Origin of the sequence: Cohaesibacter marisflavi (genome assembly GCF_963665895.2) — a bacterium.
In the GTDB taxonomy this organism is placed as follows: domain Bacteria; phylum Pseudomonadota; class Alphaproteobacteria; order Rhizobiales; family Cohaesibacteraceae; genus Cohaesibacter; species Cohaesibacter marisflavi.
Window position 1 is genome coordinate 3,227,367 of sequence record NZ_OY762534.1, and the last position, 26,906, is coordinate 3,254,272.

Annotated in this window: 27 protein-coding genes; 22 read left to right on the forward strand and 5 right to left on the reverse strand. The window is 54.9% G+C overall.

Annotated features, from left to right (window positions below; all coding sequences use genetic code 11):
• Positions 1 to 55 precede the first annotated feature (55 nt).
• From ACKPCT_RS15560 to motA, 5 genes are all read right to left on the reverse strand, one after another.
• Positions 56 to 1,105 (reverse strand): flagellar motor switch protein FliG, encoded by a 1,050-nt coding sequence (locus ACKPCT_RS15560; RefSeq protein WP_090069380.1) that lies wholly within the window; start codon positions 1,103 to 1,105, stop codon positions 56 to 58.
• Positions 1,106 to 1,229: 124 nt separating this feature from the next.
• Positions 1,230 to 1,661, reverse strand: coding sequence for a flagellar motor switch protein FliN (gene fliN / locus ACKPCT_RS15565; RefSeq protein ID WP_090069378.1), 432 nt, complete (start codon positions 1,659 to 1,661; stop codon positions 1,230 to 1,232).
• A 55-nt stretch (positions 1,662 to 1,716) separates the two neighbouring features.
• Positions 1,717 to 2,238 carry a hypothetical protein gene (locus ACKPCT_RS15570; protein WP_090069376.1) on the reverse strand — a complete coding sequence of 174 codons (522 nt, stop codon included), beginning with the start codon at positions 2,236 to 2,238 and terminating at the stop codon, positions 1,717 to 1,719.
• The gene (locus ACKPCT_RS15575; protein WP_090069374.1) at positions 2,219 to 3,148 is read right to left on the reverse strand and encodes a flagellar motor switch protein FliM; all 930 of its coding nucleotides are present in this window, start codon (positions 3,146 to 3,148) and stop codon (positions 2,219 to 2,221) included. Before ACKPCT_RS15575 ends, ACKPCT_RS15570 begins: the two co-directional genes overlap by 20 nt.
• A gap of 3 nt (positions 3,149 to 3,151) precedes the next feature.
• A complete protein-coding gene (gene motA / locus ACKPCT_RS15580; RefSeq protein ID WP_090069372.1) occupies positions 3,152 to 4,060 on the reverse strand; it encodes a flagellar motor stator protein MotA in 909 nt (302 codons plus the stop codon).
• Positions 4,061 to 4,400: 340 nt separating this feature from the next.
• On the opposite strand from motA, the gene ACKPCT_RS15585 reads away from it, so the two are divergent.
• The 22 genes from ACKPCT_RS15585 (at position 4,401) to flbT (ending at position 26,885) form a co-directional block, all read left to right on the forward strand.
• Positions 4,401 to 5,186 (forward strand): DUF1217 domain-containing protein, encoded by a 786-nt coding sequence (locus tag ACKPCT_RS15585; protein WP_319567355.1) that lies wholly within the window; start codon positions 4,401 to 4,403, stop codon positions 5,184 to 5,186.
• Entirely contained in the window at positions 5,186 to 5,911 is a 726-nt protein-coding gene (gene flgF / locus ACKPCT_RS15590) for a flagellar basal-body rod protein FlgF (protein WP_319567356.1), read from the forward strand. Before ACKPCT_RS15585 ends, flgF begins: the two co-directional genes overlap by 1 nt.
• On the forward strand, positions 5,908 to 6,534 hold the full coding sequence (locus tag ACKPCT_RS15595; protein WP_319567357.1) for a hypothetical protein: 627 nt from the start codon (positions 5,908 to 5,910) through the stop codon (positions 6,532 to 6,534). The genes flgF and ACKPCT_RS15595 overlap by 4 nt, the downstream gene beginning before the upstream one ends.
• A 16-nt stretch (positions 6,535 to 6,550) precedes the next feature.
• Positions 6,551 to 7,969, forward strand: a complete 1,419-nt coding sequence (locus ACKPCT_RS15600; protein WP_319567358.1) for a FliI/YscN family ATPase — start codon at positions 6,551 to 6,553, stop codon at positions 7,967 to 7,969.
• A 106-nt stretch (positions 7,970 to 8,075) separates the two neighbouring features.
• Entirely contained in the window at positions 8,076 to 8,540 is a 465-nt protein-coding gene (locus ACKPCT_RS15605) for a rod-binding protein (RefSeq protein WP_090069362.1), read from the forward strand.
• A 35-nt stretch (positions 8,541 to 8,575) separates the two neighbouring features.
• A complete protein-coding gene (locus ACKPCT_RS15610; protein ID WP_319567359.1) occupies positions 8,576 to 9,019 on the forward strand; it encodes a flagellar protein FlgN in 444 nt (147 codons plus the stop codon).
• Positions 9,020 to 9,028: 9 nt separating this feature from the next.
• Positions 9,029 to 9,484 carry a hypothetical protein gene (locus ACKPCT_RS15615; protein WP_090069358.1) on the forward strand — a complete coding sequence of 152 codons (456 nt, stop codon included), beginning with the start codon at positions 9,029 to 9,031 and terminating at the stop codon, positions 9,482 to 9,484.
• A 231-nt stretch (positions 9,485 to 9,715) separates the two neighbouring features.
• Positions 9,716 to 11,809 carry a flagellar biosynthesis protein FlhA gene (gene flhA / locus ACKPCT_RS15620; RefSeq protein WP_090069355.1) on the forward strand — a complete coding sequence of 698 codons (2,094 nt, stop codon included), beginning with the start codon at positions 9,716 to 9,718 and terminating at the stop codon, positions 11,807 to 11,809.
• Between the two features lie 6 nt (positions 11,810 to 11,815).
• Positions 11,816 to 12,568: a flagellar biosynthetic protein FliR gene (locus tag ACKPCT_RS15625; RefSeq protein ID WP_090069352.1), complete on the forward strand. Its 753-nt coding sequence runs from the start codon at positions 11,816 to 11,818 to the stop codon at positions 12,566 to 12,568.
• Between the two features lie 63 nt (positions 12,569 to 12,631).
• The gene (locus tag ACKPCT_RS15630; protein WP_090069350.1) at positions 12,632 to 12,979 is read left to right on the forward strand and encodes a hypothetical protein; all 348 of its coding nucleotides are present in this window, start codon (positions 12,632 to 12,634) and stop codon (positions 12,977 to 12,979) included.
• 286 nt (positions 12,980 to 13,265) lie between these two features.
• Complete coding sequence (locus tag ACKPCT_RS15635; RefSeq protein WP_319567360.1) at positions 13,266 to 14,183, forward strand: flagellin N-terminal helical domain-containing protein; 918 nt, start codon at positions 13,266 to 13,268, stop codon at positions 14,181 to 14,183.
• A gap of 325 nt (positions 14,184 to 14,508) precedes the next feature.
• A complete protein-coding gene (fliF, locus tag ACKPCT_RS15640; protein WP_407062699.1) occupies positions 14,509 to 16,083 on the forward strand; it encodes a flagellar basal-body MS-ring/collar protein FliF in 1,575 nt (524 codons plus the stop codon).
• Complete coding sequence (locus ACKPCT_RS15645; protein WP_319567361.1) at positions 16,083 to 16,790, forward strand: hypothetical protein; 708 nt, start codon at positions 16,083 to 16,085, stop codon at positions 16,788 to 16,790. The genes fliF and ACKPCT_RS15645 overlap by 1 nt, the downstream gene beginning before the upstream one ends.
• Positions 16,783 to 18,288, forward strand: a complete 1,506-nt coding sequence (locus tag ACKPCT_RS15650) for a MotB family protein (protein ID WP_319567362.1) — start codon at positions 16,783 to 16,785, stop codon at positions 18,286 to 18,288. The genes ACKPCT_RS15645 and ACKPCT_RS15650 overlap by 8 nt, the downstream gene beginning before the upstream one ends.
• On the forward strand, positions 18,285 to 19,736 hold the full coding sequence (locus ACKPCT_RS15655; RefSeq protein ID WP_319567363.1) for a chemotaxis protein: 1,452 nt from the start codon (positions 18,285 to 18,287) through the stop codon (positions 19,734 to 19,736). Before ACKPCT_RS15650 ends, ACKPCT_RS15655 begins: the two co-directional genes overlap by 4 nt.
• A gap of 6 nt (positions 19,737 to 19,742) precedes the next feature.
• Complete coding sequence (locus ACKPCT_RS15660) at positions 19,743 to 21,188, forward strand: flagellar hook-length control protein FliK (protein WP_319567364.1); 1,446 nt, start codon at positions 19,743 to 19,745, stop codon at positions 21,186 to 21,188.
• Positions 21,142 to 21,738: a transglycosylase SLT domain-containing protein gene (locus tag ACKPCT_RS15665; protein WP_407062698.1), complete on the forward strand. Its 597-nt coding sequence runs from the start codon at positions 21,142 to 21,144 to the stop codon at positions 21,736 to 21,738. Before ACKPCT_RS15660 ends, ACKPCT_RS15665 begins: the two co-directional genes overlap by 47 nt.
• Before the next feature lie 322 nt (positions 21,739 to 22,060).
• A complete protein-coding gene (locus ACKPCT_RS15670) occupies positions 22,061 to 23,365 on the forward strand; it encodes a flagellar hook protein FlgE (RefSeq protein WP_090069336.1) in 1,305 nt (434 codons plus the stop codon).
• A gap of 83 nt (positions 23,366 to 23,448) precedes the next feature.
• A complete protein-coding gene (gene flgK / locus ACKPCT_RS15675) occupies positions 23,449 to 24,885 on the forward strand; it encodes a flagellar hook-associated protein FlgK (protein ID WP_319567365.1) in 1,437 nt (478 codons plus the stop codon).
• 3 nt (positions 24,886 to 24,888) lie between these two features.
• A complete protein-coding gene (locus ACKPCT_RS15680) occupies positions 24,889 to 25,929 on the forward strand; it encodes a flagellar hook-associated family protein (RefSeq protein WP_090069332.1) in 1,041 nt (346 codons plus the stop codon).
• A 153-nt stretch (positions 25,930 to 26,082) separates the two neighbouring features.
• Positions 26,083 to 26,433 (forward strand): flagellar biosynthesis regulator FlaF, encoded by a 351-nt coding sequence (gene flaF / locus ACKPCT_RS15685; RefSeq protein ID WP_175527914.1) that lies wholly within the window; start codon positions 26,083 to 26,085, stop codon positions 26,431 to 26,433.
• Complete coding sequence (gene flbT / locus ACKPCT_RS15690; RefSeq protein WP_090069328.1) at positions 26,430 to 26,885, forward strand: flagellar biosynthesis repressor FlbT; 456 nt, start codon at positions 26,430 to 26,432, stop codon at positions 26,883 to 26,885. The genes flaF and flbT overlap by 4 nt, the downstream gene beginning before the upstream one ends.
• Positions 26,886 to 26,906: the final 21 nt, after the last annotated feature.

The window sequence follows — 26,906 nt, forward strand, 5'->3', positions numbered from 1 at the left end:
TCACATTATCCCCGCGCCTGCCGGAGCCCAGAATTGACCGGGCACCTATCAGCACCTACTGCAGAAAGGCTCCGCCCTCCTGTTTCGGGTTGAGGTCGATTTCTCCCCGTCCGGCCATTTCAAGCGCCAGGTCGGTGATTTCTCGTCTTGCCGCAAAGACGTCCCGTTCGGCAGCAGGCTGACCACTGGCCAACTCGTGCTCGATAATGCGTCGGGTCCGGCTTGCCAGCGTGGAGAGAATGGACTGCCGCAGGCCCTGATCCGTGCCCTTGAGTGCCATGACAATGGCCTCGGTGTTAATCTGGTCAAAGATGGCCATACGGGCACGCGGCGTAAGATTGATGATATCGTCGAAAGTGAACAACAGGCCTTTGAGGGCTTCTGCCGCCTTTGGTTGACGCTCTTCGAGCGAATTGAGGGCCGCTTCCATCTGGTCGCGCTCCATCTTGTTGAGAATGTCCGCCATGCGCGAGAAGGTATCAGCCTGCATGTTGCCCGAGAAGTTGAGCAGGAAGTCTTCATGCAGCACTTTCTCGATGTCTCTGGCAGCTTCGGGCACAATGGGCTTGATCGTCAACATCCGTCGCATCAACTGGTTGCGCAATTCTGGCGGCAGTTGATTCATGATCTTGGCAGCGGCGGCCGGCTTGCTACGCGAAAGAATGAAGGCAGCTGTCTGGGGGTGCTCCTTCTTGATATAGTTGGCAATCGCCGTTTCGGAAATATTGGCGATCCTGTCCCAGATGGACCAGTTGGAAGAGCCTGCCACATCGGCGATGATATCAGAGACTTCATCTTCGGGCAGAACGCCCGTCAGCAGTTTCTGAACCTCGTTGACCGAGCCATAAAGGCTGGCACCATCGCCGAATTGCTGCACGAATTCCTCGATGATGGCTTCCATCTCCCTGGCATTCACGCTGCCCAACTGGGCCGCAATGCGGGTGATCATGCGGATTTCGTCGCTATCGAAATGGGAAAGCACACGCGCCGCGTTGGTTTGCCCCATCCCCAAAATCAAAGCTGCAACTTTTTCAACGCCTCTGAATTTGCGAACCATCGGTTCGGGGGGTTGAATTTCGTTGGAAACAGCAGGCACAGCCGCCATGACACACCTCTATCGAATTTGTTACTCTTCTCATGCAATCCATGGAGCAAAACAGCGCCCCGAATGCAGCATCTTTAAAAAATGCGTAGGTCTCTCCCCGGCAGCAAGGGCGAGGAGAGAGGCCTTAATTGATGGCCTCTGGTTTGGCAACGTTCGCCGAGCCGACAATTTCCGTAAGGGAGACGCCAAAACGCGAGTTGTCGTCTTCAACCACGACCACTTCACCGCGGGCAACAACCCGTCCGTTGACAACCACCTCAACCGGCTCACCAACACGATGGTCCAGCGGAATGACCGCCCCGCGCCCGAGCTTGAGCAGGTTGGAAACCAACATCGAGGCCGACCCCAGCACCACCTGAATGTCAACCGGAATGCTCAGGATGTTGTCCAGGTTCCGATCTGTATCAATCACACCGCCAAGGGTGGCTTCGCCTTCGGCTACCTTGGAAAAGTCAGCCAGAGTTGGGCCAGATTCTTCTTTTTCCTTGGCTGCCTGTGGTGGGGTAACCGGTTCATCCAATTCGATTTTTGCGAACTCAATATCATCAGGATTCATGGGGCTGTTCCTCTTCGTTTTCCGAATGGTTCATTTCTGACGTTTGCAAGAGGCGTCATGATTTCAGGTTTACCCTGCGCAGCATCGAGGGCAGTTGATCTTCAATGCGGTAGAAGGGAGGATGTCCGGGCTTGGCTGCCACGTCGCCACCATTCAGTAGGGGATTGGTCTGCTCTTCCCTTTTCGCCGCTTCATTGGCCGCTTCACTGATCTTTTTGAGAATGTCGATCTGTTTGGTACATTCCTTGGCGATCTGCTCCTGGAAGGCGACCATTTCGAGACGCAATTCCTTTTGTTGGCCGCGTACTTCCCGGGTCATCTTGTCGATATCGGTCACAATGTCTCGTGCTTCATCAATGCGTTTACCCAGCGCATTGAGCACTTGCTGGCCGCGCACATTGATCTCGTCGATGGAGACTTCGATCCCTTCCAGAGCCAGATTGGTTTGCTCCATGATGCGGCGAAACTCATAATGATTGTCACGCAGCTTCTGCAGGCGGGAGTTCATTTTCATCACCCAGACCGAGGTAATGATAAGGGCAATCATCAAAATGCCGTCAGCGAGATAAGATATCATCTAGAATGTCCTCTTTCTGGTGGATCTGATCTTCGACCTGCAGGCAGTAGGATCCATCCGACTGACCCATCGAGCAGGTGAAGAGTGGCTGGTTGTTGCTCTGCAATGTAACTTTGGAGCGTGGCGTTGCCTGAAGCTGGATGATGTCGCCAACCTTGAGATCGGCGAGCTTGTCGAGGCTCATCTGCTGCTCTTCGAGCACGGCATTCAGCTCGACATGGGTCCGCTGGATTTCCGCCTGGAACTGCTGTGTCCATTCCTTGTCGCGATTGTTGCCCTCGCCACTGACGACCTGAGCCAGATTCTGCCTCAGAGGGGTGAGTGCGGAATGAGGCACGACAACAAACATCTCCCCGCCCCGCCCGATGGCCTGCAGAAGCAGACGACCAACGACAGCTGAATTGTTGCGACGACCAATAACGGCAAAATCCATTCGCGTTTCGATACGTTCGAACTTCAGGGTGATGTCGGCGACCGATTTCAATGCATCTTCAAGCGCCTTGATGGAATCCATGAACAGAGAGCGCGCCACCCGGGTTTCGATATTCGAGAAGGGGCGTTCGTCATCAATCGGGGGTTCGGTCCCATCAGCTCCGAATAGAACTTCCATCATAGAGAAGATGAAATCGCGGTCAAAGCCGATCAGCAGGCGAGTGTCCCATTCCGGTGTATAGACGACGGCGGCCAGTGCATTGGCCTCATTTTCGTCCAGAATATCTCCGATCCGATCATTGCCGATATAGCTCACGGAGACAAAAACCGGAGACGCCGCCCGCTGACGCATTGTGTCTGCAAATACCCGGGCCATTCGATCAAAGATGATCGGGAGCATCGGCAGACGTTCAATGGAGTTTCCTGCTGCATCCAGCAGTCGATCTGTAATTGGTGAGAGGTTATGTGCCTGTGCCATGGATTATGCCGCTCCCTTCTGGGGCATCTCGTGCACCGTGCCTTCAGCTGCTCCGCCCACAGGGCCAACCATGGTCTGGCTTTCCACTTCATCGATGCTTGGACGATCGATTTCAGAAATAGTCTTGCGGCCATGTTCAAGAGCGATCTGGGGGGCTGCTCCGTTCATGAAGGCCAGAAGGGTCTGTTTGACGATCACATAAAGACGGCCCTTTTTCTCACGCACCGATTTCACCTTGTTGGCCATTGGACCGACGATGGCGTAGGAGCTGAAGATACCGGCGAACGTGCCCACCAATGCAGCGCCAATCAGTCCGCCCAGAATGGCTGGGCTCTGATCAATGGCCCCCATGGCTTTGACGACACCAAGTACGGCGGCGACAATACCGATGGCAGGAAGGCTCTCGGCCTGCAGCGAAAGCGCAAGATAGGGCTTCATCTGATCGCGCATGCGGGTCATCAGTTCCTCATCCATCAGACTTTCGATTTCATGAGGTCTGGCATTGGAAACAATCAGAATTCTGAAATAGTCGCAAATGAAGTCACGCAGTGCCGGGTTGTTAGCAACCGACTTATATTGCTGGAAAATGACAGAGTCTTCGGGGTTTTCGATATGAGGTTCAACCTCGTTGCGGCCCTTGGCGCGAAACTCACGCATGATCGTATAAAGAAGGCCCAGAACATCGAGATATTCCTTCCTCTTCGGCGTGGAGTTGGTTATCGCCTCCAGAATGGCCCGCCCGGTATCGAACACCACCTTAAGCGGGTTGGCGACGACGAATGTTCCGAACGCAATGCCGAATACGATTACAAATTCCCAGGGCTGCAACAAAACCGCTACATGCCCGCCCATTGCGGCGAAGCCACCAAGCAAAGATGCCATCGCTATGGCTAATCCTAAAAATACACTCAAGATCGGCTCTCCCGATTTAGACTTTTCGTTGGGACCAACCTAGATTTGCTGTCTTGCGCGAACCTGACCTGACGCAAGGAAAAGGCGTTGCCGGGCTGATTTGGCTGCGCTTTTCACGCTGTTTCCAACCGGTTATCCGCAAAAACAGCACCATGGACTGACACAAGATAGATGCCCGACCAGCTCTTCTTGGCCGATCAGGCACTATATGTATCCATCAGAGACGAACGGGCTATGCGCTACCAAACAGACATCCGTTTGCCGATGAAAAGTGTGATGACGTCAGCTTGGGGCAAGTTGGGAGCATCATGATCCGCTTATCTGAAACGGAGTTATAGCCATGACTGATACCTATATGCGCGTATCCATGCTCAACCGGGATTACGAGAAGACCATCGATACGCTCAGCAAGGATGGACAGGTAAGCCGGGAAACCGAAAATTATCTTGAGAAAATCCGCGATATCAAATCCGTCGATGACTTTCTTGGCGATTACGAAATCTACAGCTACGCCATGAAGGCCTTCGGGCTGGAGGACATGATCTACGCCAAGGCCTACATGCGCAAGGTACTGGAAGAAGGCATCAGCAGCAGCAAGTCCTTTGCCAATCAGCTGACAGACCAGCGTTTCAAGGAATTCGCGACAGTTTTCAATTTCGCCAGCCACGGGGATTCGACAACCTCCTTTGAAAAGACACAGCAAGGGGTCGTTGACAAATATCTCGAACAGACCCTGGAAACCCGGGAAGGGCAGGAAAATACCGGTGTTCAGCTGGCTCTCTATTTCCAGAAGAAAGCCGCAACCATCACCTCCCCCATGGAGTTTCTCGGCGACAAGGCTCTAGCGGAAGTCGCGCGCACAATCGCAGGCATTCCTGAGGAAGCCGCAGGCGCTGATATCGACTGGCTCTCGGAGACAATCTCGGACCGGATCGATATCGACAAGATGTCCGATCCCGACTATGTCGAAGAACTGGTGCAGCGTTTTTCCATTCTCTACGATCTGAACCATGACACCACATCGACAGCAGCCCCGAATGTTCTCATTTCAAGTGGCAACTCGATCGTCGGAATGGACGAAGATCTTCTCATGTCCCTTCAGGGCCTTCAACTGGGAGGCATCTGATGCCAACATCCAACTATGTTTCTCTCTCCTCGCAGATTGCACTCAGCAACAGAATGGAATCTGTGGCGCGCAATGTCGCCAATATCAACACGGCGGGCTATCGCGGCGAGTCGATCAATTTCTCCGAGGTTCTGGCCAATTCCGGGAGCGAGTCGGTCAGTTTTGTTTCCATGGGCAACACCCATATTTCGCGCGCCAAGGGGGCCATTTCCCAGACAGGAAACCCTCTTGATCTGGCAATAGACGGCGACGCATGGTTTTCATTCCAGCGCGGCACCGAAGTGGCCTATACGCGCGATGGACGCCTGCAGATGGATTCATCGGGACGCCTCACGACCGTCAATGGAGAGCCTGTGCTTTCATCCAGTGGCTCAACCATCCAGATTGACCCGCAGGGCGGGCGCATCGTGGTGCAGGCTGATGGAGAGATCGTCCAGAATGGCCAGACCATCGACAGCATCGGTCTCTATGAAATCAACGAGGAGGATACGCTGAAACGCTATGGTGGCTCGGCGGTTGTGCCTGAAGGTGTCGCCTTCCCGCTTCAGGATTCGTCCAAGGCACGGGTCATGCAGGGCTATGTCGAGGGATCAAACGTCAATCCAATGACGGAAATGACGAAACTGATCATGATCAGCCGCGCCTTTGAAAGCGCGGAAAAGGTTATGGAAACGGCGGAAGATTCCCAGCGGCAGGCCGTGCGTGATCTTGGGGAAACCTCATGACCACACCGGATCTATCAAGCGCAGCGCTCGACGCCCTCAGGCCGAACGATCTGTCAACCAGGGCTTTGCCTCAACGTCAGAGTGCCATCTTTACCATTTCCTCATCGAGGGCCCCTGATGGCGTTGGCCAGTCCGAGACTGCAGGGCTGGTACACGAGGGCTTCTCACTTGAATCCATTCCTCTCGTGGGGGATTTCTTCTCGGTCATCTCGTCGCTCTTTTCGTCATTTGAAAGCGCGCCTTCCCAAGCAAGACAAGCGAACGTACAGCTTTCAGATGCGCTTGCCAGACCGCCATTGCATGCATCGAACATGCAGACACAGCTTGCCTCTGCGCAGGATGTGCCAGTGCAGAATACCCCAGGGCAGCAAACGGATGGGCCGCTCGATCTTAGCCGCTATCTTGCCAATCTGGATGTTGATCCCGCAGGACCGATAGATCTGGTCGGAGACAGCGAAAGAACGGGTCAGAGCAGCGCTACTGAAGAAAGCGCAGCGCAATCAGATCCGACAATATTGCCCCAGATTACAGGGCTGGCGGCACATCCTGCCAACAAAATACCCCTGGATACGCTTGCTCAAATGCAAACGCGTTATCTACAGATGACGTCCGAACAGGACTGACAAGGTGTCAAAGACTATGTCGCAAGGAAAAAAAGCAACCGCTCAGCGCCGAGACCAGGCCAATAAACTGGATCGTCTTCAAGGCGTTGTCCGGCTCTTGCAGGAAGAGCATCAGACTCTCAGAATATGCGGCTCAGTGACACAAATCACACCGGGCTATTATGGAATCAGTGGGCTGGAAAAACATGCCCATATCGGAGACTGCGTCGAACTGGATGTGTTGCGCCCTTTTGGGCGCGGGCCAGCGCGCGCCGAGGTCATCCGGATCGATCAGGGCAAGGTCTATGCCAAGCCCTTCAGCCGTCATCTTGATGTCGGCATAGGCACCCGCGTTTATCGCATGGGGCCGATCCAGTTCTGTCCTGATGACAGCTGGAAGGGACGCGTTATCGATGCTCTGGGTCGCCCGATTGATGGCAAGGGCATGCTGACGCCCGGTCGGCAAAGCGTGCTACTGGAAAACGACCCGCCTTCCGCCATGGAACGCGGCCTTATCAGCAAACCCGTCCGCACCGGCGTGCGCGCTATCGACTTGTTTACGCCTCTGTGCGTGGGGCAGCGCATCGGCGTTTTTGCAGGCTCTGGCGTGGGCAAATCCACTCTGTTGGCCATGCTGGCCCGTGCATTGGAATTTGACATCGTGATTGTTGCCCTAGTCGGGGAACGCGGACGCGAAGTACGCGAATTCATCTCCGAGACACTGGGCGACAGTCTGGAGCATTCCATCGTGGTGGTCGCCACGGGTGATGAAAGCGCCATGATGCGCCGTCAGGCTCCGAAAACAGCGATGGCACTGGCTGAATATTTCCGCGACAAGGGCAAATCGGTCCTGATGATCATGGACTCGGCCACCCGTTTTGCACTGGCTTCGCGCGATGTTGCCATGGCCTCAGGGGAGCCTGCGGTGGCCCGCGGCTTTGCCCCGAGCGTTTTTTCCGATCTGCCCCACCTGCTGGAACGCGCTGGCCCCGGCCCTGCCCCCAAGGACAAGGATCAACCCTGCGGCGCGATCACCGGTATATTTGCGGTTCTGGTCGATGGCGATGATCACAATGATCCGGTCTCTGATTCCATACGTGGCATTCTGGACGGACATATCGTGCTGGATCGCTCCATCGCTGATCAGGGACGCTATCCGGCGATCAATCTGTTGACCTCGGTTTCGCGTATGGCCAACAAGGCGTGGGCCCCCAACGAAACCTCGCTGATCATGAAGCTCAAGGGCATGATTGCCCGTTATGAAGAAACCCGGGATCTGCGGCTGCTTGGTGGCTATACAAAGGGCAGCGACCCCGAGCTGGATCACGCCATGGAGCTGGTGCCGCGCATCTATGACATTCTTTGCCAGACGCCCTTTGAGTTGGGAGATACACGCACGGACCCGTTCCGCGCGCTTTCCGATGCACTGATGGCGCAGGAGAAAAAGAAGGGATAGGGCATTCGATACTAGTGCCTTGCAAAAGAGTGGCAAGCTTCAAGCAAGCCCGACGGCCTAGGCTGACCCTGTCTTTAATCAATGAGGACTGATCCGAGGATAACCGATGGCTATTTCAATCCCTTCAGATCTGGTGCTGGACGTCGTCAACGCGGCAGATCCGGTCGAGCGACAGATGGCAGCACAACGCCTGGGCTCGGCCTCACGCTCCGCGATGCAGGTGGCCAGTGCCACCGGTGCCGTTCCCGACCTAGGGAGCGGCACCGAGCCAGCCAGCTTTGAAAAGCAGTATGCGAGCGTTGCCAAACCTGCAGTGCTCTCTGATGCAGGCATCTCGCGCTATAGCAAGGGCATTGCAAAGGAAAAGGATCCAGTCAGTGAGAAATTCGTGGCGCTGATGCTGCACGAAATGCTGGAGACCATGTTGCCCCGTGACACCGAGGGCATCTATGGCGAAGGCCTTTCTGGCGACATGTGGCGCTCGATGCTGTCCGAACAGGTCAGCAACCAAATGGCCAAAAGCGATAAACTTGATCTGGCATCCTATTTCGATCTGCCAGAGCAAGCTTGATCTTCCCCCTATTCATGAATGAAACAGAGTCTGACATGCAAACATCCATACAAGAAAACACCGGTCAGAGTGTTGATCTGGCAGTCGTTCCCGAAGGTGCCACCGACGGTGTCCAAACTCCACTGATGTCGTTGTCCGAGAGCGAGGAACGCATTCTGGAATGCGTCCAACGCGCCATCCGGGCCGTCTCCAGGGAAACCAAGGCGTTACGCGAAGAGAAAAATGTCGATCTGCGGGCGCATAGCGATGAGAAATCACGCATTTTGCTCGAATTGAGCCGACTGACCGAAATGGTGGATGTGAAGACACTTTCCTCTTCGGTCACCTCCGAGTTGCTGGTCCTGCGCAAATTGCTGGACGAAAACCAGAAGGTTTTGCAGAAGCATCTCGAAGCGGTACGCGAAATCACCGAAGTCCTGTCGAAGGCCATGTTGGCAGCGGAATCTGATGGCACCTATGGTGCTCAACCTACGGAGTGATTGAAAGCAATGCGCTACGCCCTGCTCGCCATCTGGATCGGTGCTGTATCCACCCTGTCGGCCTATGTTTCCGGCCATTGGATGAACAACAAGAGTTTTGCCGAACTGTCCGGCATTCCGCTACAGGAAGGCATGGATTTTGAAAAAACGCGTGCGATCAGCGTGCCCATGATCACGGATGGCAAGGTACGGGGCTATATCGTGGCGCAATTTGTCTACACCATCGATTCCACGACCCTGAGGGAGCTGGCGATTCCGCCCAACCCCTTCATTGTCGATGAGGCCTTCCGCACCATTTTCAATGACACATCCATCGATTTTGACGACCTCAAGGCCTATGACATCGACAAGCTGACCACCCATATCAAGGACAGCGTCAACCAGCGCATGCAAGCCAAGCTGGTGCATGACATACTGGTCGAGGAGTTCAGCTTCTTCCCGGACTCCTCCATCAACAAAAGCTGAGCCCGGCACTTCCGGCTCAGACACATACTCTCTCACACATCTCACGCATAAACGGCTCACTGGCAGCGGCTGCACACATCATGTGCCGGCTCTCAAGCCAGTGCATGCCCGCTTTTGCGCCGTTTTCTGCGGCATTGGCGCAATGGGTGAGACACAGCAGGCTGGGGAACAAGCCCGACGCAAGCTTGCCTATGCATCTTAGAACGCACGCAACGAACAACGGAGAGCGACATGTCCGACAGCCAAGTCGTCGCACCAATTGGAATGAATTCTGAGAAAAAAGGTCGGGATGTCGGCTTTGCGTTCGGTATCGTTATCATTCTGACGATCCTGTTTCTGCCCATTCCACCGATCCTTATCGATATTGGCCTGTCCCTGTCGATTGCCTTGTCCATCCTGATCCTGATGGTCGCCCTGTGGATTCAGAAACCGTTGGAATTCTCCTCATTTCCGACCATTCTGCTGATCGCCACCATGCTGCGCCTGTCGCTCAATATCGCAACGACGCGCATGATCCTGTCGCAGGGACACAAGGGGCTAGATGCTGCGGGCAATATCATCAACGGCTTTTCACAGTTTGTGATGAGCGGCGATTTCGTTATTGGCCTGATCGTCTTCACAATCCTGGTGATTGTGAACTTTCTGGTGATCACCAAAGGCGCGACCCGTATTGCTGAAGTTGGCGCCCGCTTTACGCTTGATGCCATTCCCGGCAAGCAGATGGCCATTGACGCCGACCTCAATGCCGGTCTCATCGACGACAAGGCCGCGCAGGCCCGCCGCAGTGAGCTGGAAGAGGAAAGCTCCTTTTTCGGCGCCATGGATGGTGCATCCAAATTCGTCCGCGGGGATGCCATTGCCGGTCTCATCATTACGGCCGTGAATATTTTCGGCGGTATTGTCATCGGGGCCACACGCCACGGCATGACGATGGCCGAAGCATCCGACGTCTTTACAAAACTGTCCGTGGGTGACGGGCTCGTCTCGCAGATTCCTGCACTGATCGTGTCTCTGGCTGCCGGTCTGCTCGTCTCCAAGGGCGGCACGCGCGGTTCGGCGGAAAAGGCTGTCATGGGGCAGCTTGGCAAATATCCTCGCGCCCTGTTTGTGGCGGCCAGCCTGATGATCATCCTGGCCATCATGCCCGGCCTGCCCGTACTTCCTTTTGCTGCGCTTGCAGGTGTGATGATCTTCACCGGCTATTCCATTCCCAAGCGTCTGGCCGAGGAAGAAGCCGAGAAGGCACGCCGGGCCATGATCGCAACCAAGAAGAAGGAAGATCAGGATCGCCTGTCGGCCAAGCCAAGCCTCAAGACAGCAGAAATCGAGCTTTGCCTTGGCAAGCAGCTGACCGCGCAGATGCTGACATCTCGCGATGATCTGGCCAACCGCGTGGCCAAGATGCGCCGCAAATTCGCAGAGGATTATGGCTTTGTCGTTCCCGACATCCATCTGACGGACAGCCTAGCACTGCCACCCAAAAGCTATGAAATCAAGATTCACGGCACGATCATCGCCAGCCATGAGCTGCGCGTGGGCGAGCTATTGGTTCTGGCCGGTCCGGACAAGACCGCGAGCCTGCCCGGCGAACCGACCCGCGAACCAGCCTTCGGCATGCCCGGCATCTGGGTTCCCAGCGCCTATCAGGGCGAGGTTGACCGGATTGGTCTCAACTCGGTGGACAGCACCACGATCGTTCTGACGCACTTGAGCGAAGTGATCCGCAACAACCTGCCGCAGTTGCTCTCCTACAAGGATATGCGCCATCTGATCAATCGTCTCGATCCGGAATATAAAAAGCTGATCGACGATATCTGCCCGGCCCATATCAGCTTCTCCGGCCTGCAGGCCGTGCTCAAACTGCTGCTGGCCGAGCGGGTTTCCATCCGCAACCTGCATCTCATTCTGGAAGCCATCGCGGAAATCGCACCCCATGTGCGCCGCTCCGAAGAGGTTGTCGAACATGTGCGCGTGCGCATGGGACAACAGATCTGTGGCGATCTGGCCAAGGGTGGCAAACTCTGTGTCATCCGGCTGGGCAACCGCTGGGATCTGGCCTTCCACGAGGCGCTCAAGCGCGATGCCAAGGGCGATATCATCGAAATCGATCTGGAACCGCAACTGGTTGAACAGTTTGGCCAGCAATTGACCAAGGTCGTGCATGAGCAGGCAGCCAACCAACAGAGCTATGCCCTGCTGACCACGCCTGAAGCCCGCAGCTATGTGCGCATGATCGTCGAACGGCTGTTCCCGACCCTGCCGGTGCTCTCGCATCTGGAAGTATCCCGCGGCGTCGAGCTGATCACAATCGGAAGCGTGTCCTGATCTGCCATGGCCTGGATACAACCCACAACATTGCTTGCCGTTTTCCTGATCCAGTGCCGCATTGGCGGTTGCCTGATGGTCATGCCCGGCTTTGGCAGCTCGCGCATTCCCATGAATGTGCGACTGTTCATTTCAATCGCCGTCTCCATCGGCCTTGCACCCCTGTTGCTCGCCCCTGTCATGAAAAGCCTGCCAGACACCAATCTGGACCGCGTGTTTCTGCTGATCACCACTGAACTGATGACCGGTATCACCATCGGTTTTATCGGCCGGATTTTCATGACCGCTCTGGAAACCATGGGCAGTTATGCAGCCATGTTCATGAACCTTGCCGCCATGGGTGGCAGTCCGCTGGAATCCAACGATGCCCTGCCCCCGATGGTCAATATTATCTCGATGACGGCCATCGTCATGATCTTTGTGTCAGGGTTGCATTGGCAGCTGATCTCCGGACTCGTGTCCTCCTTCTCGGTCATTCCTCCGGGACTGACCTTTGATGTGCAGGGCTCACTCATCCAGTTTGTGGACACATTGACCGAGGCTTTTCTGGTGGCTTTGCGCGTCTCGAGCCCTTTTGTGCTTTATGCCGTGCTCGCCAACCTCTCCCTTGGTCTGCTGAACAAATTTACACCGCAGATCCCGGTCTATTTCGTATCCATGCCATTCATTCTCATGGGTGGCCTGCTGCTGACCATGTTTGTTGTCAGCGAAATGGTGGGAATTTTTATCGATGCGCTTTCGCTCGCCCTTAGCCGATAAAGAAGAGAGACCATGTCAAAAAGAACAGAACGACTTCGCAGACTTCTCCACGCCCAGGAACAAATGCACCAAAGTACCCAACGAGCGGTTGAGCAGACCGTTCAACAGAAAACGCATTTGCGGGAAAAGGAAGCATCCCTGGTCAAAATGATGGCCGAAGGCGACCCCATTCTGGTCAATGCCCTGATGGCATCCCATGCCAAGCAGCTCAAAAAGGTGGCCAAGGAGCGGGCCGAGCTGGATCAAGCGCTCGAAGTGCTGCAACAACAGCTGCGCAAACATGGCACGACCATGGAATCGGTGCGACGCTTTTTAACCATGGTGGAAGACAAGGAACGCAAGGAGCAGGAAAAGTCTGATAACCTGGAAATCCTTGAAATGGTTACCAATCCGCGCGCGGATCACCCTTGAAGAAGAGCCTCTGTTATTGTTTTCTTCTCTGCATATTTTCCTTGAAAAGCCTCTTCAACGAAGGGGCTTTTCTTTTTGTTCATGCTTCTGCCAGCAAGCGCTGAATAAAAAATGTCGTGCCTCGACAGACTGGTCAGCCTGAGGCAAGGTCAGCTCACTATGGTGAGAAGCACGACAGGTTGAGCATAACCTAAAGCAAATGCTCAAAGGCATGAGGCCGCCCTGTTGTCCCGGATAAAAGCCCGGAATGTCCCCTCTATCTTCTACTTTTGAAAGGGACATAATCATGTCTAACAGTATTCTGACCAACACCTCTGCAATGACTGCTTTGCAGACCCTGAACGCCACGAACAAAAATCTGGACGCTACTCAGCAGCGCATTTCCACTGGTATGCGCGTTGCCGGAGCAGAAGACAACGCTGCCTACTGGTCCATCGCAACAACCATGCGTTCCGATAATGGCGCTCTTTCTGCTGTGCAGGATGCGCTCGGTCTTGGTGCCGCTACCGTCGACACCATGTATACGGCCATGAACTCTACCGTTGATGTGATGAAAGAGATCAAGAACAAACTGGTTGCTGCGAAGGAACCTGGTCTTGATCGTGCCAAAATCCAGTCTGACATCTCTCAGCTTCAGAACCAGTTGAAATCCGTCGCGAACTCAGCTGTGTTCAACTCCGAAAACTGGCTCGTCAGTGACACGGGTACCACACCTACCAAAAGTATCGTCAGCTCCTTCAGCCGTGACAGCTCTGGTGCCGTTCAGATTGAAACGATTGATGTCACTCTGTCCGACATTCAGCTGTTCGACTCCACTGGCGGTGGTGCAGGTATCTTCGATACTGCCTTGACTATGGGTACCAACGTTGGTGGTGCAGATCTGTCTGACTTCGACATCTCTGCTGTTGCCGATGACGATCTCACGGGTCTTGATACCCTGATCGACGACGTTGAAACCGCAATGGGCAAAATCACTGATGCTGCAACCACTCTTGGTTCGATCAAAACCCGCGTTGATCTGCAGAATGACTTCATCTCTGCTCTGACTGACGCAATTGATCGTGGTATCGGCCAGCTGGTAGATGCGGACATGAACGAAGAATCCACACGCCTGAAAGCTCTTCAGGTACAGCAGCAGCTCGGCATTCAGGCTCTCTCGATTGCCAACTCTGGTTCTCAGAGCATTCTGTCTCTGTTCCAGTAAGCTGTTCTATAAGTGGGCTCTTGATTTTGACAGCTGTAAAAGGCGCATCCTTCCGGATGCGCCTTTTCTTCATTCTGCCTTACCGATTTCTGTCTTCTTTCTCTTTCTTCTCTTTCTTCTGGCTGTGGCCTTTGTCCTCTTTGACTTTAATTTTGGACGGCTATCTTCAATTCAGACGCGCCGCACAGGCTTCACGCAAGCTTTCCGGCCCATAGTCACAAAAGACGTTTCCTTTTGCTTGAAAGAGGGTTGAATTTCGATGCCTGGAAGTGAACAAGCCGAAAAAATATTGGCAAATCTCAAAGAGCTCGGTCCAAGAAGGCTCATGGCTCTTGGCCTTATCGGGCTCATGACCCTTATGTTGGTCGGGGGTGGGGCGTATTTTCTCTCCAAACCACAGATGACCGTGCTTTATTCCGGGCTGGACCGGGAAGACATCACGCGGATCGGGTCTGCCTTGCAGGATTCCGGTATCCGGTTTGATGTGAATACGGAAAGTTCGGCGGTTCTCGTCAACCATTCCTCAGCGTCGCGCGCCCGCATGTTGCTGGCCGAAAGGGGATTGCCCCGTGGCGATAGCGCAGGATATGAGCTTTTTGACAATCTCGGTTCGCTGGGCCTTACGTCTTTCATGCAGGAGATTACGCGCGTTCGTGCGCTGGAAGGCGAATTGGGCCGAACGATCCAGTCGATGAAGGATGTGCAGTCGGCACGCGTGCATATCGTGTTGCCGGAAAAGGGATCCTTCCGCAAGAAGGACCAGATGCCTTCGGCTTCCGTTGTCATCCGGGGATCGGGCACCGGGGAATTCCAGACAGCCCAGGCCATCCGATATCTGGTGGCGGCCGCTGTTCCGGGCATGAAACCGGCCGAAGTGACGGTGTTGGATTCCTCAGGCGAGCTGCTCGCCTCCGGACAGGGCAAGGATGCCTCTTCCGCTGGTGAAATGGCCGGGCTTGAAACGCTCGTCTCTGATCGCATTCAGGAAAATATCCGCAAGACCCTAACTCCCTATCTTGGCCTTCCCAACTTTCAGGTTTCCGTTGCCGCCACGCTCAACACGGACAAGGAACGTGTAGCGCAGACGATTTTTGACCCAGACAGCCGCATCGAGCGCAGTATCCAGACCGTTCGTTCAAGCGAAAGCGCGCAGAATGCCAGCTCTCAGCCACCGACCACGGTGGAACAGAATCTCCCTGATGAACAGGTCGACAACAGCGGCAGCGAACAGTCGGTGGAAGAAAATCAACGCCGCGAGGAAACGATCAACTACGAGATTTCAACCAAGAAGGTCGAGCAGACCCGCGAGGGCTATGATGTGGAGCGTCTCTCCATCGCCGTTCTGGTCAACCGGGCCCACCTTCTGGAAACGCTGGGCGATGGCGCCGATGAAGAAACAATCAACAATGCCATCAACAAGCATATCGAAGAAATCAGCCAGTTGGCTTCTTCTGCAGCAGGCCTGAATGCCACGCGGGGAGACCAGATCAAGGTTGCTGTTGTCGATTTCCAGGCCGGCACCGGGGAGCTTGAACCACTGCCGCCGCTGACCGTGACCCAGGTGCTATTGCAGCAGTCGGGTAACGTGGTCAATGCCGTAAGCATTCTGGTGGTTTCCACCTTGCTGATCTGGTTCGGTCTGCGCCCTGCAATCAGTGCGCTGGTTCCAAAACCGGTGGCGAATGACAACACACCCGAAGAATCCGAGCTTGAGGTTGGCCTTGATGATCAGCTGGGCTACATGGCCTCCGATCCGAGTACCCATGCTGGCCTGATCGAGGAATTGTCCAAGAAGCTGGATGCCTCTCCTGTGCGTAAGCTGGAACGGGTGGTCGAGATGAATGAAGAGCAGTCCGCCGCGATCCTCAAGCAGTGGTTCTATGAATCGGAGACGGCTTGATGACGATCCCTCTCAAAGATCTGATCCCATCTGTCAAGGACGCGCCGCTGGAGCCTGCCGAAGTCAAGCCGCTGGGCAAAGAAGTGAAGCCACTTGGTAAAACAGAGCCAACCGAGATTGTCTTCGGTGGACTGGATCTCCTGCTGCCAATTGCAAAACAACCCGAGGCGCCGCAAACGTGCGCGGAAACCCAAAGCGATTGCACAGAAGCCTGGGCCAATGGATTGAAGGACGCAGAGCTCCTCTGGCAGGAGCAGTTATCCCTGCAGCGGCTGAAACTGCGCGAGGAATTCGACGCCATGAAACAGGTGCTAGCCGCCGAGCTGCATCGCCAGCTTCATGGACATGTCGCCGAACAGATGGTGGAGATCAAAAACGAGCTCGCCGATCAGGTGGCCGAAATGCTCCAGCCTTTTCTTGCTGAACAGGCACATCGCCGCATTATCGAGATCTTTTCAGACGTCGCCGAGCAGGCCTTGCATGATTGTGTTGCAGACAGCCCTATCTTGCGCGGCCCGGAAAATCTGCTCGAACAGCTAAGCTCGGCAGTGGATTGCGAAAAGCTCTCGGCGCTTGTGGGCGACGTTACCCCGCAAAATCTGCAGGACGAACCCACCGAGCTTTCCCTAAAAGTGGATTCTTGCGTTTTCGAAACGCGTATTTCCGATTATCTGACCCAACTGGAAGAGGCGGTGCAAGATGACTGATCTGGAACAGACACACGACAAGGAATTGATCATCATTCGCCGCCGCCATGATATCAATATCGAAAAACCCCATAGCGGCGTATGGAAGATCGCCCACGCCGACTTCATGACAGCGATGATGGCCTTTTTCATGGTCATGTGGCTGATTTCCAGTACCGATGATGCAGCCAAGAAGCATATCGCACGCTATTTCAACCCCGTAAAGCTCTCTGCCATGACGTCCTTTCCCAAGGGTCTGGAAGACCCGGACCCGAAGGATATGAAAGTCGGCCCAGAAGCCACACCGCCCAAAGCCTCGTCCCAGCAGGACGACGCAGATGACGGGCGGGCGCTCTCCCAGTCGGCAGCACCGGCTGAGGCCGATGGGCAGAGTAGACAGGCGAACGCGGCCCGTTCACGCGGTAAGGAAGATAGCAGACCGCTGCCAACCTTTACCGAAGCTGAAATCTTTTCAGATCCTTACGGGGTTCTTGACCGCATCGTAATGAACGGAAAAGTCGCGGCAAGCCAGTCTCAGGACGATACCGATTCCACGCAGAGCCTTGCCCAGAATGATAGCCAGATCGAAGGGTCCGGCGGCGAAGCCATGCGCGATCCATTTGCCCCTCTTTCCTGGCGTCTCAATCCCCTCTCGCTCGAAGAAATGGATATGACAGAGGAAGCCACCTCTTCCAATTTCTCCATAGCAGGGCAGGACTCCGATCAATCACCGACCCGGTCCACAGAGGGCGAAAGCCTTTCAGCTGGAGAACCGGCCCCTGACGCCGGAAATCCAGATGCGGGCTCCTCGCAAACCGACTTTGCCATGGCTTCTGCCGCTTCTGTCGGCTCTGCCCAGAGCCCAATGGAAGAACAGGGTGCCGGACCGGACGGCAAAGAGGCTCAGGCCAATGCCCCTCAAAGCAAGGGCAATGCGCGGGAGGCCCAGGCCGAGCAGGCTGCTGCAAGCCCCCACCAATCAACCGGCCTTGGCCCGGATGTTAATGACGCCATGGGCAGATCAAGAGGCACCAGTGCTCTTGACCGACAGGTGGATGAATTCAGAACAATCCTGAATGCCGCTCTCAATGAGGAACCGCGACCGACAATCGGCAATGAACTCACCGTGACCACAAGCGGCGATGACATGCTCATCAACGTCTCGGACAGCGCTGACTATGGCATGTTCGCCATCGGGTCTTCCGAGCCGACAGCGCAATCCATTACGCTGCTTGAACGCATCGCCAAGAGCCTCAAAAAGGTCAAGGGCAACATCATCATTCGGGGGCATACCGATGCGCGTCCATTCCGCAATGGCAAATCGGACAATTGGCGCCTCTCGACAGCCCGTGCCCACATGGCTCGCTTCATGTTGATCCGTGGCGGGCTGGATGAAAACCGCCTGCTCCGAGTGGAAGGTTATGCTGATCGCGCTCTCAAGCATCCCGATGATCCGGAAGCCGATGACAACCGCCGCATTGAAATTCTCGTGCAGCCGAGCAAGGAGGCACCGCAATGATCAAGCAAACTCCTTCAGCGCACAGCTGCAGTCTTCGCACCCGCCTGATGACCACCGCTCTGCTGGCCTGCCTATGCTCTGCCGCAAGCCTGTCCGGCGCGATGGCCCAGACAACAGACCAGACGGCAGGCCAGACAACAGGCAAATCAGCCGATCAGCACAAAGCGATCCGAGTCATCGAAGGGGTCTCCATGGTGCCAGCCAGAGCCGACGACGCACGCGCACCAGAAACGGGATCTGCCTCATCTTCCGGTCAGCAGGCGGCCACGACCGCTGGTCAGTCGGCAAATGGCACGATAATTCCCCATGCGGTCGATGCGTCGGTGGATGACATGCAGCCCTATCTGCAGGTTCGTGTGGTTCAGAATCTTCAGGCCCAAACCGCCAAGGGATCCACACAGGCCCTCAAGGCCCAACGCAAGCTGATCATCAATCTCAACCGGCATTTTCTCGAATTGCCTGCCAAGGTTTGGCAGAATGAGCAAAATGCGCGCGCAGCCGTTATTCATCTGCTCTCGGGTGGTCATCCCGCGGTGGGCCACCGGCTATTGTCACTCGATCCGCCGCCTGCGGTTGACCCGGCTCTTCTGAAGGGGGCCTTGGCCTATATCGAAGGCCGGAAAAACGAGGCCTATCGTGTTTTCTCAACCATAGACCCTCTATCTCTTTCGCCAACACTGGGGGGGCAGATTGCTCTGGTTCAAGCCATTCTCGCTCTACCCGACAATCTTGAGGACGCTCAGGTTGCCATCGACAAGGCACGCCTTTTGCTGCCCGGCTCCCTTGTGGAGGAGGCTGCCTTGCGTCGGGGTGTTTCGGTCGCGGCAGCAGAGAATGACACCAGACTGTTTCAAGCCTATTCCCTGCAATATATGCGGCGGTTCAACAACTCGATCTATAATTCGGATTTCAGGCGTCGCTTTGCCATTGCCATGCGCCGGTTTGGCGAGAGCAAAGAGGGCAGCAATTTTGCTGAACTCGACACGGTTATCTCCGAGTTTGACATGGATGCGCGGCGTAGCCTCTATCTACTGCTCTCCTATTCAAGCCTGATTGCAGGCAATGTCCCCCTTGCCCAACAGGCGGCAAAGGCGGCCCTGCCACTGACACTGGATGGTTCTCAAGACCAGTCACGCTCCCATCTTTATCTGGCAGGCTCCATGATTGATGCAGACAGCATCAAGCTGTCGCTCCAGCATCTGTGGAAGGTGCAGCGCAGCAACCTCACCAGCCGGGACCAGATTCTGGCAGAAAAGATATCGCAGGTGATCAACAATATCCGCGCCTGGCCCGAGACCCGCGATCCCGCGTTGGCCTTCACCATCAGACCTCTCACTGGCGACAAGGGTAAACCGGGCTGGCAGTTGGAAACCTTGACCGAGGGCAGACAGGCCATTCGTCAGACCGATCTCTTTCTGTCCTCTTCCAAACAATCCTCTCTTAGGTGAATAAGCATGCCTAGTCAGACCATTCCCGCCGCTGGTGCCAACGTCAACACAAAGGCCCTGTATTCCGGAAAACACTCTGTTCACGGAGACAGTCAGCACAAGCGACAGGCCCATGATAACAGTGCCTCTTATGGAGACGAAGCCGAACAGGCCGCCAATGAAGCGGCGGAGCTGGAAAGCAAATCACACAAGAAGCACGCAGACAAGGCCAATGGTGATACAGGGCCCTCTTCCTTTGAAAAGCTGTTTGATCTTGTTTCTCCGGATGCCAATAAAAAGGCCGCCACGGCAATGGCGGCGGAGGCCTCCAAGGAGCAGAGTGCTGAAAAAGCCGATTTCAAATCTATCCAGCAATTGTTGGCGCAAGCAGGCTTTGGACAAGCACCCGATAAAACGGGCAGCGGTGCGCTCGCTGGCACAAGAACCGATCCGCTTTTGCAGGCCGGCAAAGACCGGTTGGCCGAACAGGCCCTGAGCGATGCGGCCAAGCAGCAAAACGGGGCAGAAGGCTCCATGGGCAAAATAGGCAAGGCAGCAGCCGAGGCCAGCACTGCAAAAGATGCCAAGACCCTCTTCCAAGGTCTTTCCCAGACACAGGAGAAGGTATCCCTTGGCTCTATGGAGCAGTTGGCAAAGAGCGCGCAGTCAAACCCGGTCGATCCGACCAACCTTAAAGCCTATTCTCTGGATACCCGCGCGACATCGGCTTTTGATACGGTCATGCCGATTGTCAGGGATGCCATGTTGACGCCTACCCAGAAGGCCCAGCGCGACGGCTTCAGTGTGCTCAAACAGGAAACCCATTTTGCGCCGATGGATATGTTGGAGACGAATGGAGTGGTTTCGCCTCAGACGGGTCTTACCACGGCCAATTCCGTTCTCCGCCAGATTGGCGACGCCTTGAGCGGCAGCCTCAATGGGCAGGGCTCGGCCAATCCCGACAGCGCTCTTGATGCGCAATTCTCAAGTGGATTGAAGCTGCATCGCAGTGGCGATGTATTGCGCGTTCTTGATATCCAGCTGCATCCCGCCGATTTGGGCAAGGTGCGTCTTTCCGTGCGCCTGAATGACAACAATATCGAAGTGCGCATCGAAGCATCCAAGGCCGAAACGGCGAAGATGCTTGAGACCAACCAGCATGAGTTGAATAAATTGCTGCAAAAGGCTGGCTATCAGGCTGACCGCATTACGGTTGTCGCGATGGATGAAAAGGGCCCTTCACAGATACTGCCTCCCTCTTCCAGTGACAGTCTGAACCAGCAGAATGGTCAGGACCGGTCCGGCTCCTCCGGCGCCAACAACGGCTCGGGCGATCAAGGCGGGCAAAAACAGCAATCGGGCGCAAGAGACGAAGGCGGCCTGTTCTCGATGGAGTCCTTTGATGATAATTCCGACGGAGTGCATCATGAAGCGACAAGCGAAAGTCAGCCTTATCGCGGGCTTACTCTTTAGCGCCAGTGTGGCCGGCTCTGCTTTTGCGGCAACAGCACGGGCTGAAACAGCGACCGTTGATGCGGTATGCGAGCGGGAAATGCGCGCCGCAGCCGCCAGCGAAGGGGTGCCACTTGGCATTCTCTATGCGGTTGGACTGACAGAAACGGGGCGCGGCCTGAAGCTGCACCCCTTCGCCCTCAATATCGAGGGAAAGACGGTGATGACATCTTCCAAAAACGCCGCGCTCGACGCTGTGCGCGAGGCCAGGAAGAATGGCAAGAAGCTGATCGATATCGGTTGCATGCAGATCAATCACCATTATCATTCTGACCAGTTTGCATCCCTGGATGAAATGATCGATCCCCACGCCAATGTACGCTATGCGGCCAAATTTCTAAGGCAGTTGCGTGCCCGCCAGGGAAGCTGGACGATGGCAGTGGCGCGTTATCATGCAGGTCCTGACAACAATCCCGCTCAAAAGCGCTATGTCTGTGCTGTTATCCGCAATCTTGTGGCCAGCAAGTTTGGCCAGTGGACGGCTAAATCCCGTGCCTTTTGCGACCGGTAGGCCCACCTACTCTCTCCCGCCCATCATATTTTTCGAGCTTTTGCACCTGCCAACTTCACAAATTGGCAGGTGTTTTTATATGGAGTGGACAAAAATTCAGCCGCCCCCTCCCGTTTTGCCCCATTCTGTCCAAAGCGCACAGAAACACTTCGATTGAATATAAAAATTTAATTAATTCAAATATTTACAACAGATTGGAGGCCAGTTTCGCGCAAGCCTTCTGCCCTATCCTCTCAGCATAGAAACCTCATAGTCCCTATCAGGGCAACCTGCGCCACTGCTCCGGATGCGAGATAGCGGTTACTTTAAACAGGAGAGCACCATGGGCCTTTACGGCGTAATGCGTTCTAGTGTTTCAGGCATGAACTCCCAGTCGAGCAAGCTTGGCACTGTATCTGATAATATCATCAATGCGAACACGACCGGCTACAAGAAGGCCGAAACCGAATTCAAGTCCGTTGTGACCACCCAGAACACCACCTCCTATAATTCAGGTGGCGTGGAAGCTCTCACCTCTTACGACATCTCCACAGCCGGCAACATCGATTATACCACCAGCGTAACCGACCTGGCGATTGATGGCAGTGGCTTCTTCGTGGTGTCTGATTCTGATGGCACGCCATTCCTTACCCGGGCAGGGCACTTCGTACCTGACTCAGATGGCAATTTGGTCAACACGGCAGGATATTATCTGCAGGGCTTCGACCTCACCAATGGTTCGCCTTCGGTTGTTGCCAACGCGCTTACCGGTCTTGAAAAGGTGAATATCAACCAGTCCCAGTTGGAGGCCAACGCCACTACGGAAGGGTCGATGAGCGGCAACCTGCCCTCGAATGCTGCCATTGAGGCCGCGCCGCTTCCATCCGCCAACGATGGCACCATTTCCAACATCAATTATACCGCCAAAACATCTCTGGTTTCCTATGACGATGTAGGCAACGAAGTCCAGATGGATGTCTATTTTACCAAGACTGGTACTGACACCTGGGAAGTGGCTGTCTTCAACAACGCAGATTCCACCGATGGTGGCTTCCCCTATACCGCATCGGTCACGACCGCACACGGCAATACCTACGCCAACCCCATGTCGACCACGACACTGAATTTCAACGCAGATGGCACCTTTGCGGCCACCTCGCCAACCGAATTCAGCTTCCATATCCCAGACCATCAACCCGCCACTGAAGATGCCACCATTTCCATTGCTGGCATGACACAATTGGCTGCCGATTTTGGTGTCGATGATCCCACAGTGAACGGCAACGCGCCGCAGAATGTCGAGAGCGTTGAAATCAACCCTGATGGCACGCTCTACATGGTTTACGAGGATGGCTCACGCCAACCGGCCTATCGCATTCCGATCGCGGATGTGGCCAGTGAAGACAATCTTGCCCCCATGGGCGGCGAGGTCTTTACCACCACCAACGAAAGTGGCGACGTGCAGGTCGGCTTCCCCGGAGACAATGGCATGGGCACCCTGATTTCCAGCGCCATCGAAGGCTCCAACGTGGATCTGGCCGAAGAACTGACCAACCTGATTGTTGCCCAGAGGTCATTCTCCGCTGATTCCAAGGTATTCCAAACCGGGTCAGATCTGCTCAGTGAGGTTGTGAACCTCGCTCGCTAAGTCCGGCTTCACGAGACTACACACGTCCCCCATGGAGTTCCTCCCTTCGGGTGTAGTCTCGTGCATTTTTTAAGGTAAGTGTCATGAGTCTATCAGTTGCTCTGCAAGTCGCACAATCTGCCCTGAGCACGCGACAAAAAGAAACCGCAGTCCTTTCGCGCAATATTACCAACGCCAGTCAGGAAGGCTATACGCGCAAGACAGCATTGGTCTCAACGCTGCAAGCAAGCGACGGTTCGGGCGGTGGCGTCTATATCAGTGCCATTTCCAGAGCGACCGATCAGGCGCTGTTCCGTAGTCTCATTTCCTCCACCTCGATCGGTGAGAAAAGTGATGCCTATCTGGACGGGTTGACCCACTTGGCCAACACGCTGGGCGACACCAACCAGAGTATTTCTCCAGCCGCTGTTCTGGGTGAGTTGGAAACGGCATTGCAGGCCTATGGGGCAATGCCTTCTGATTCAGTCCTTGCTGGGCAGGTGCTTTCTGCTGCCCAGAATATGGCATCGACGCTGAATAACGCTTCGGCTACCGTGCAGGCCGAGCGGGAAAACGCGGATGAAAAGATCGCCCAATCCGTGGCGATCATCAACGACCAGCTGGCACGCATCGAAACTCTCAACAAGGAAATCGTGCGCGGCACCGAGCTTGGGTCGGATGTGACCGACGCCCTGGATGCTCGCGATCAGGCGGTGCTAGAACTGTCCGCCCAGATTGGCATCAAGACTCAGACGCGCGAAAATAACGATCTGGTCATCACCACCGAAAGCGGTGTGATGATGTTTGAAACCACTGCGCGCAGCGTCACTTTTGAACAGACAGACACTTTCTCGGCCTCAACCGTTGGCAATTCGGTGCGCGTTGACGGGGTTCCCGTGGCAGGCCCTGATGCCAGAATGGAAATCAGCAACGGCCGCATCGCAGGCCTTGTCGCCGTGCGCGATGAAGCGGCCGTGACCTATCAGAACCAGCTTGATGAAATTGCTCACGGGCTGATCTCCGCCTTTCAGGAAAGCGGCACGGCAGGCATCTTTACCCATACAGGGACACCATCGGTCCCGGCTGCAGGCACGTTGGTTCAGGGATTGGCCTCCGATATCCAGGTCAACAGCGCCCTTGATTCAGACCATCTGGACTTGATCCGGGATGGCATCACCACGGACTATAACCCGTCTGACCATGCCAGCTATGGGGATCGCATTCAGCAGCTGCTGAGCAACCTTGACACCTCCATGGTGTTCAACGGCGATACGGGCGTTGATACGACCGGCACGCTTAAGGATTTTGCATCCTCTTCTGTCAGCTGGCTGGAATCGACACGTCAAAGTGCCAACACCGTTTCCGAAAACCAGTCCATCACCCTTAATCGGGTGACGGAATCCTTCTCCAACGCGACCGGCGTCAATATTGATGAAGAAATGCAAAGCATGCTGGAAATTGAGCGTAGCTATTCCGCGACCGCGAAATTGATCAGCACGATCGATGAAATGTTGGATCAACTTCTACAGATTGCGGGTTAAATCATGACGAACTACATCTCTTCCCTTTCGTTTTCCACGGCGACAAACAAGTCCATTGCCTCGCAAACAAGCAACCTTGTTAAGCTGCAGAAGGAAGTCTCCTCGGGCCGGCACTATGATGTTGGTCTGCATTTGGGCAGCTCCACGGGCGAGGCTGTTTCCATCCGGGCGCAGTTCCACACGCTCAATGCCATTGTCGACACCAATGCGCTGATTTCCAGCAGTCTGGATGTGGGGGTGCAAGCGCTGGAGAATGTCTCCACATTGGCATCCGACTTTCAGTCCACTCTGCTGACATCCATCGGCAGCGCCACGGCGCGGAGCGTGATCGTTTCCAGTTCCAAGGACAATCTGGATTCATTGATTTCCACCCTCAACACCTCTTTCAACGGCTCTTTCATCTTCGCTGGCATCAACACCGAAGAAACACCGATCGAGACCTATGAAACCGGGTCAACAAGCAAGACCGCCATCGACGCCTCTTTTAATGCCAAATTCGGCTTCGGGCCGGACGACCCGCAGGTGGCCAACATCACCGTGGCTGATATCGAAGACTATCTTGATAACGGATTTGCCGCCGAGTTCGACTCAGCCAACTGGGCCGCCAACTGGTCCTCAGCCACCGATGAGGTTACCTCCAGCAGAATTTCCGCCACCGAGGTGATCGACACATCGGTCAGCGCCAACGAAGAACCCCTACGCAAGTTGGCCATGGCCTACACGATGATCTCTTCGCTCGGCGCCGGGAAGATGTCACAGAAAACGTTCGATGCCGTTGCCAACAAGGCAACCGAGGTTATCGGTTCGGCGATTCAGAGTCTTAACAATGTCATCGGCAAGGCCGGCAACGCACAGGCCCGGGTTTCTGACGCGTCCGATCGCCTTGCCATCCAGACCGACACTCTGAACGAGCGCATCGTCGATCTGGAAAATGTCGACAAGACAGAGGCTTCGGTGAAACTGTCCAGCGCAGTTACGCAACTGGAACTGACCTACACGATCACGAGCCGGATGCAGAATTTGAGCTTGCTGAACTATCTCTAGGTTTCACACTCAAGACACGACAATAGGGGCGGCAAGGCACGGCTCTGCCAGTTGCCACCCGCAAACCAGCATACCGGAGGGACTGACAATGAGGCGATGGATGCCTGGTCTGCCAGCACCCTTTACAGAAAGATCATCAGGGCGAGGAAGAGAATGTACACTTCTTACTATGCGGAAAGCTCTCAACTGTCTGGATCATGCCAGAAAAGCAACGAAGTCCAAGCCATCAATCATCTGGTTGAGTGCTTGAAGGAGGCGAAAGTCCAGGGGGTTCAGTCTGTCGTGGGCATCAATGCACTTTATCAGACCAATCTGGTCTGGTGCTTTTTGCTGGAAGATCTGGCCAAGCCGGAAAACACACTGCCCGATCAGCTCAAGGCCGATCTTGTGTCCATCGGTCTCTTCATTCTCAAGGAAGTCGGTCGTATTCGCCAAAACGAGAGCGATAATCTTGACGCTCTCATCGACCTCAACACCATGATCAGCACTGGACTAGCACAATGAAACCGATGCGGCTTACTTTCAAATCCGGAGAACGCTTTTACATCAATGGTGCAGTGATCCGTTTTCCCAAGAAGACAACCATCGAACTATTGAATGAAGCGGAATTCCTGCTCGAAAACCACATCATTCAGGCCGATGAAACAACCACGCCACTGCGGCAGCTCTATTTCATTGCCCAGATGATGTTCACCTCTCCGACCAACATCGAAGAGGCACACAAGACATTCCTGAAATTCGCTCGCAGTCTGACCGACACGGTCGATCATTATCGACTCTGTGCAGGCATTCAGGAAATTGTGGATGTGGTCAATGCCGGCAACTATTACGAGGCCATGAAACGCATTCGGGCTCTCTATGCGCTGGAAGAAAGCCTCTTGAGCGATGTCGTGGATGTCCATGAAAACAAGGATATGCGCTTCGACCAGTCACCATCGCCAGAAGCCCGTTTCTAACCCGATCACCATGTCAATCAA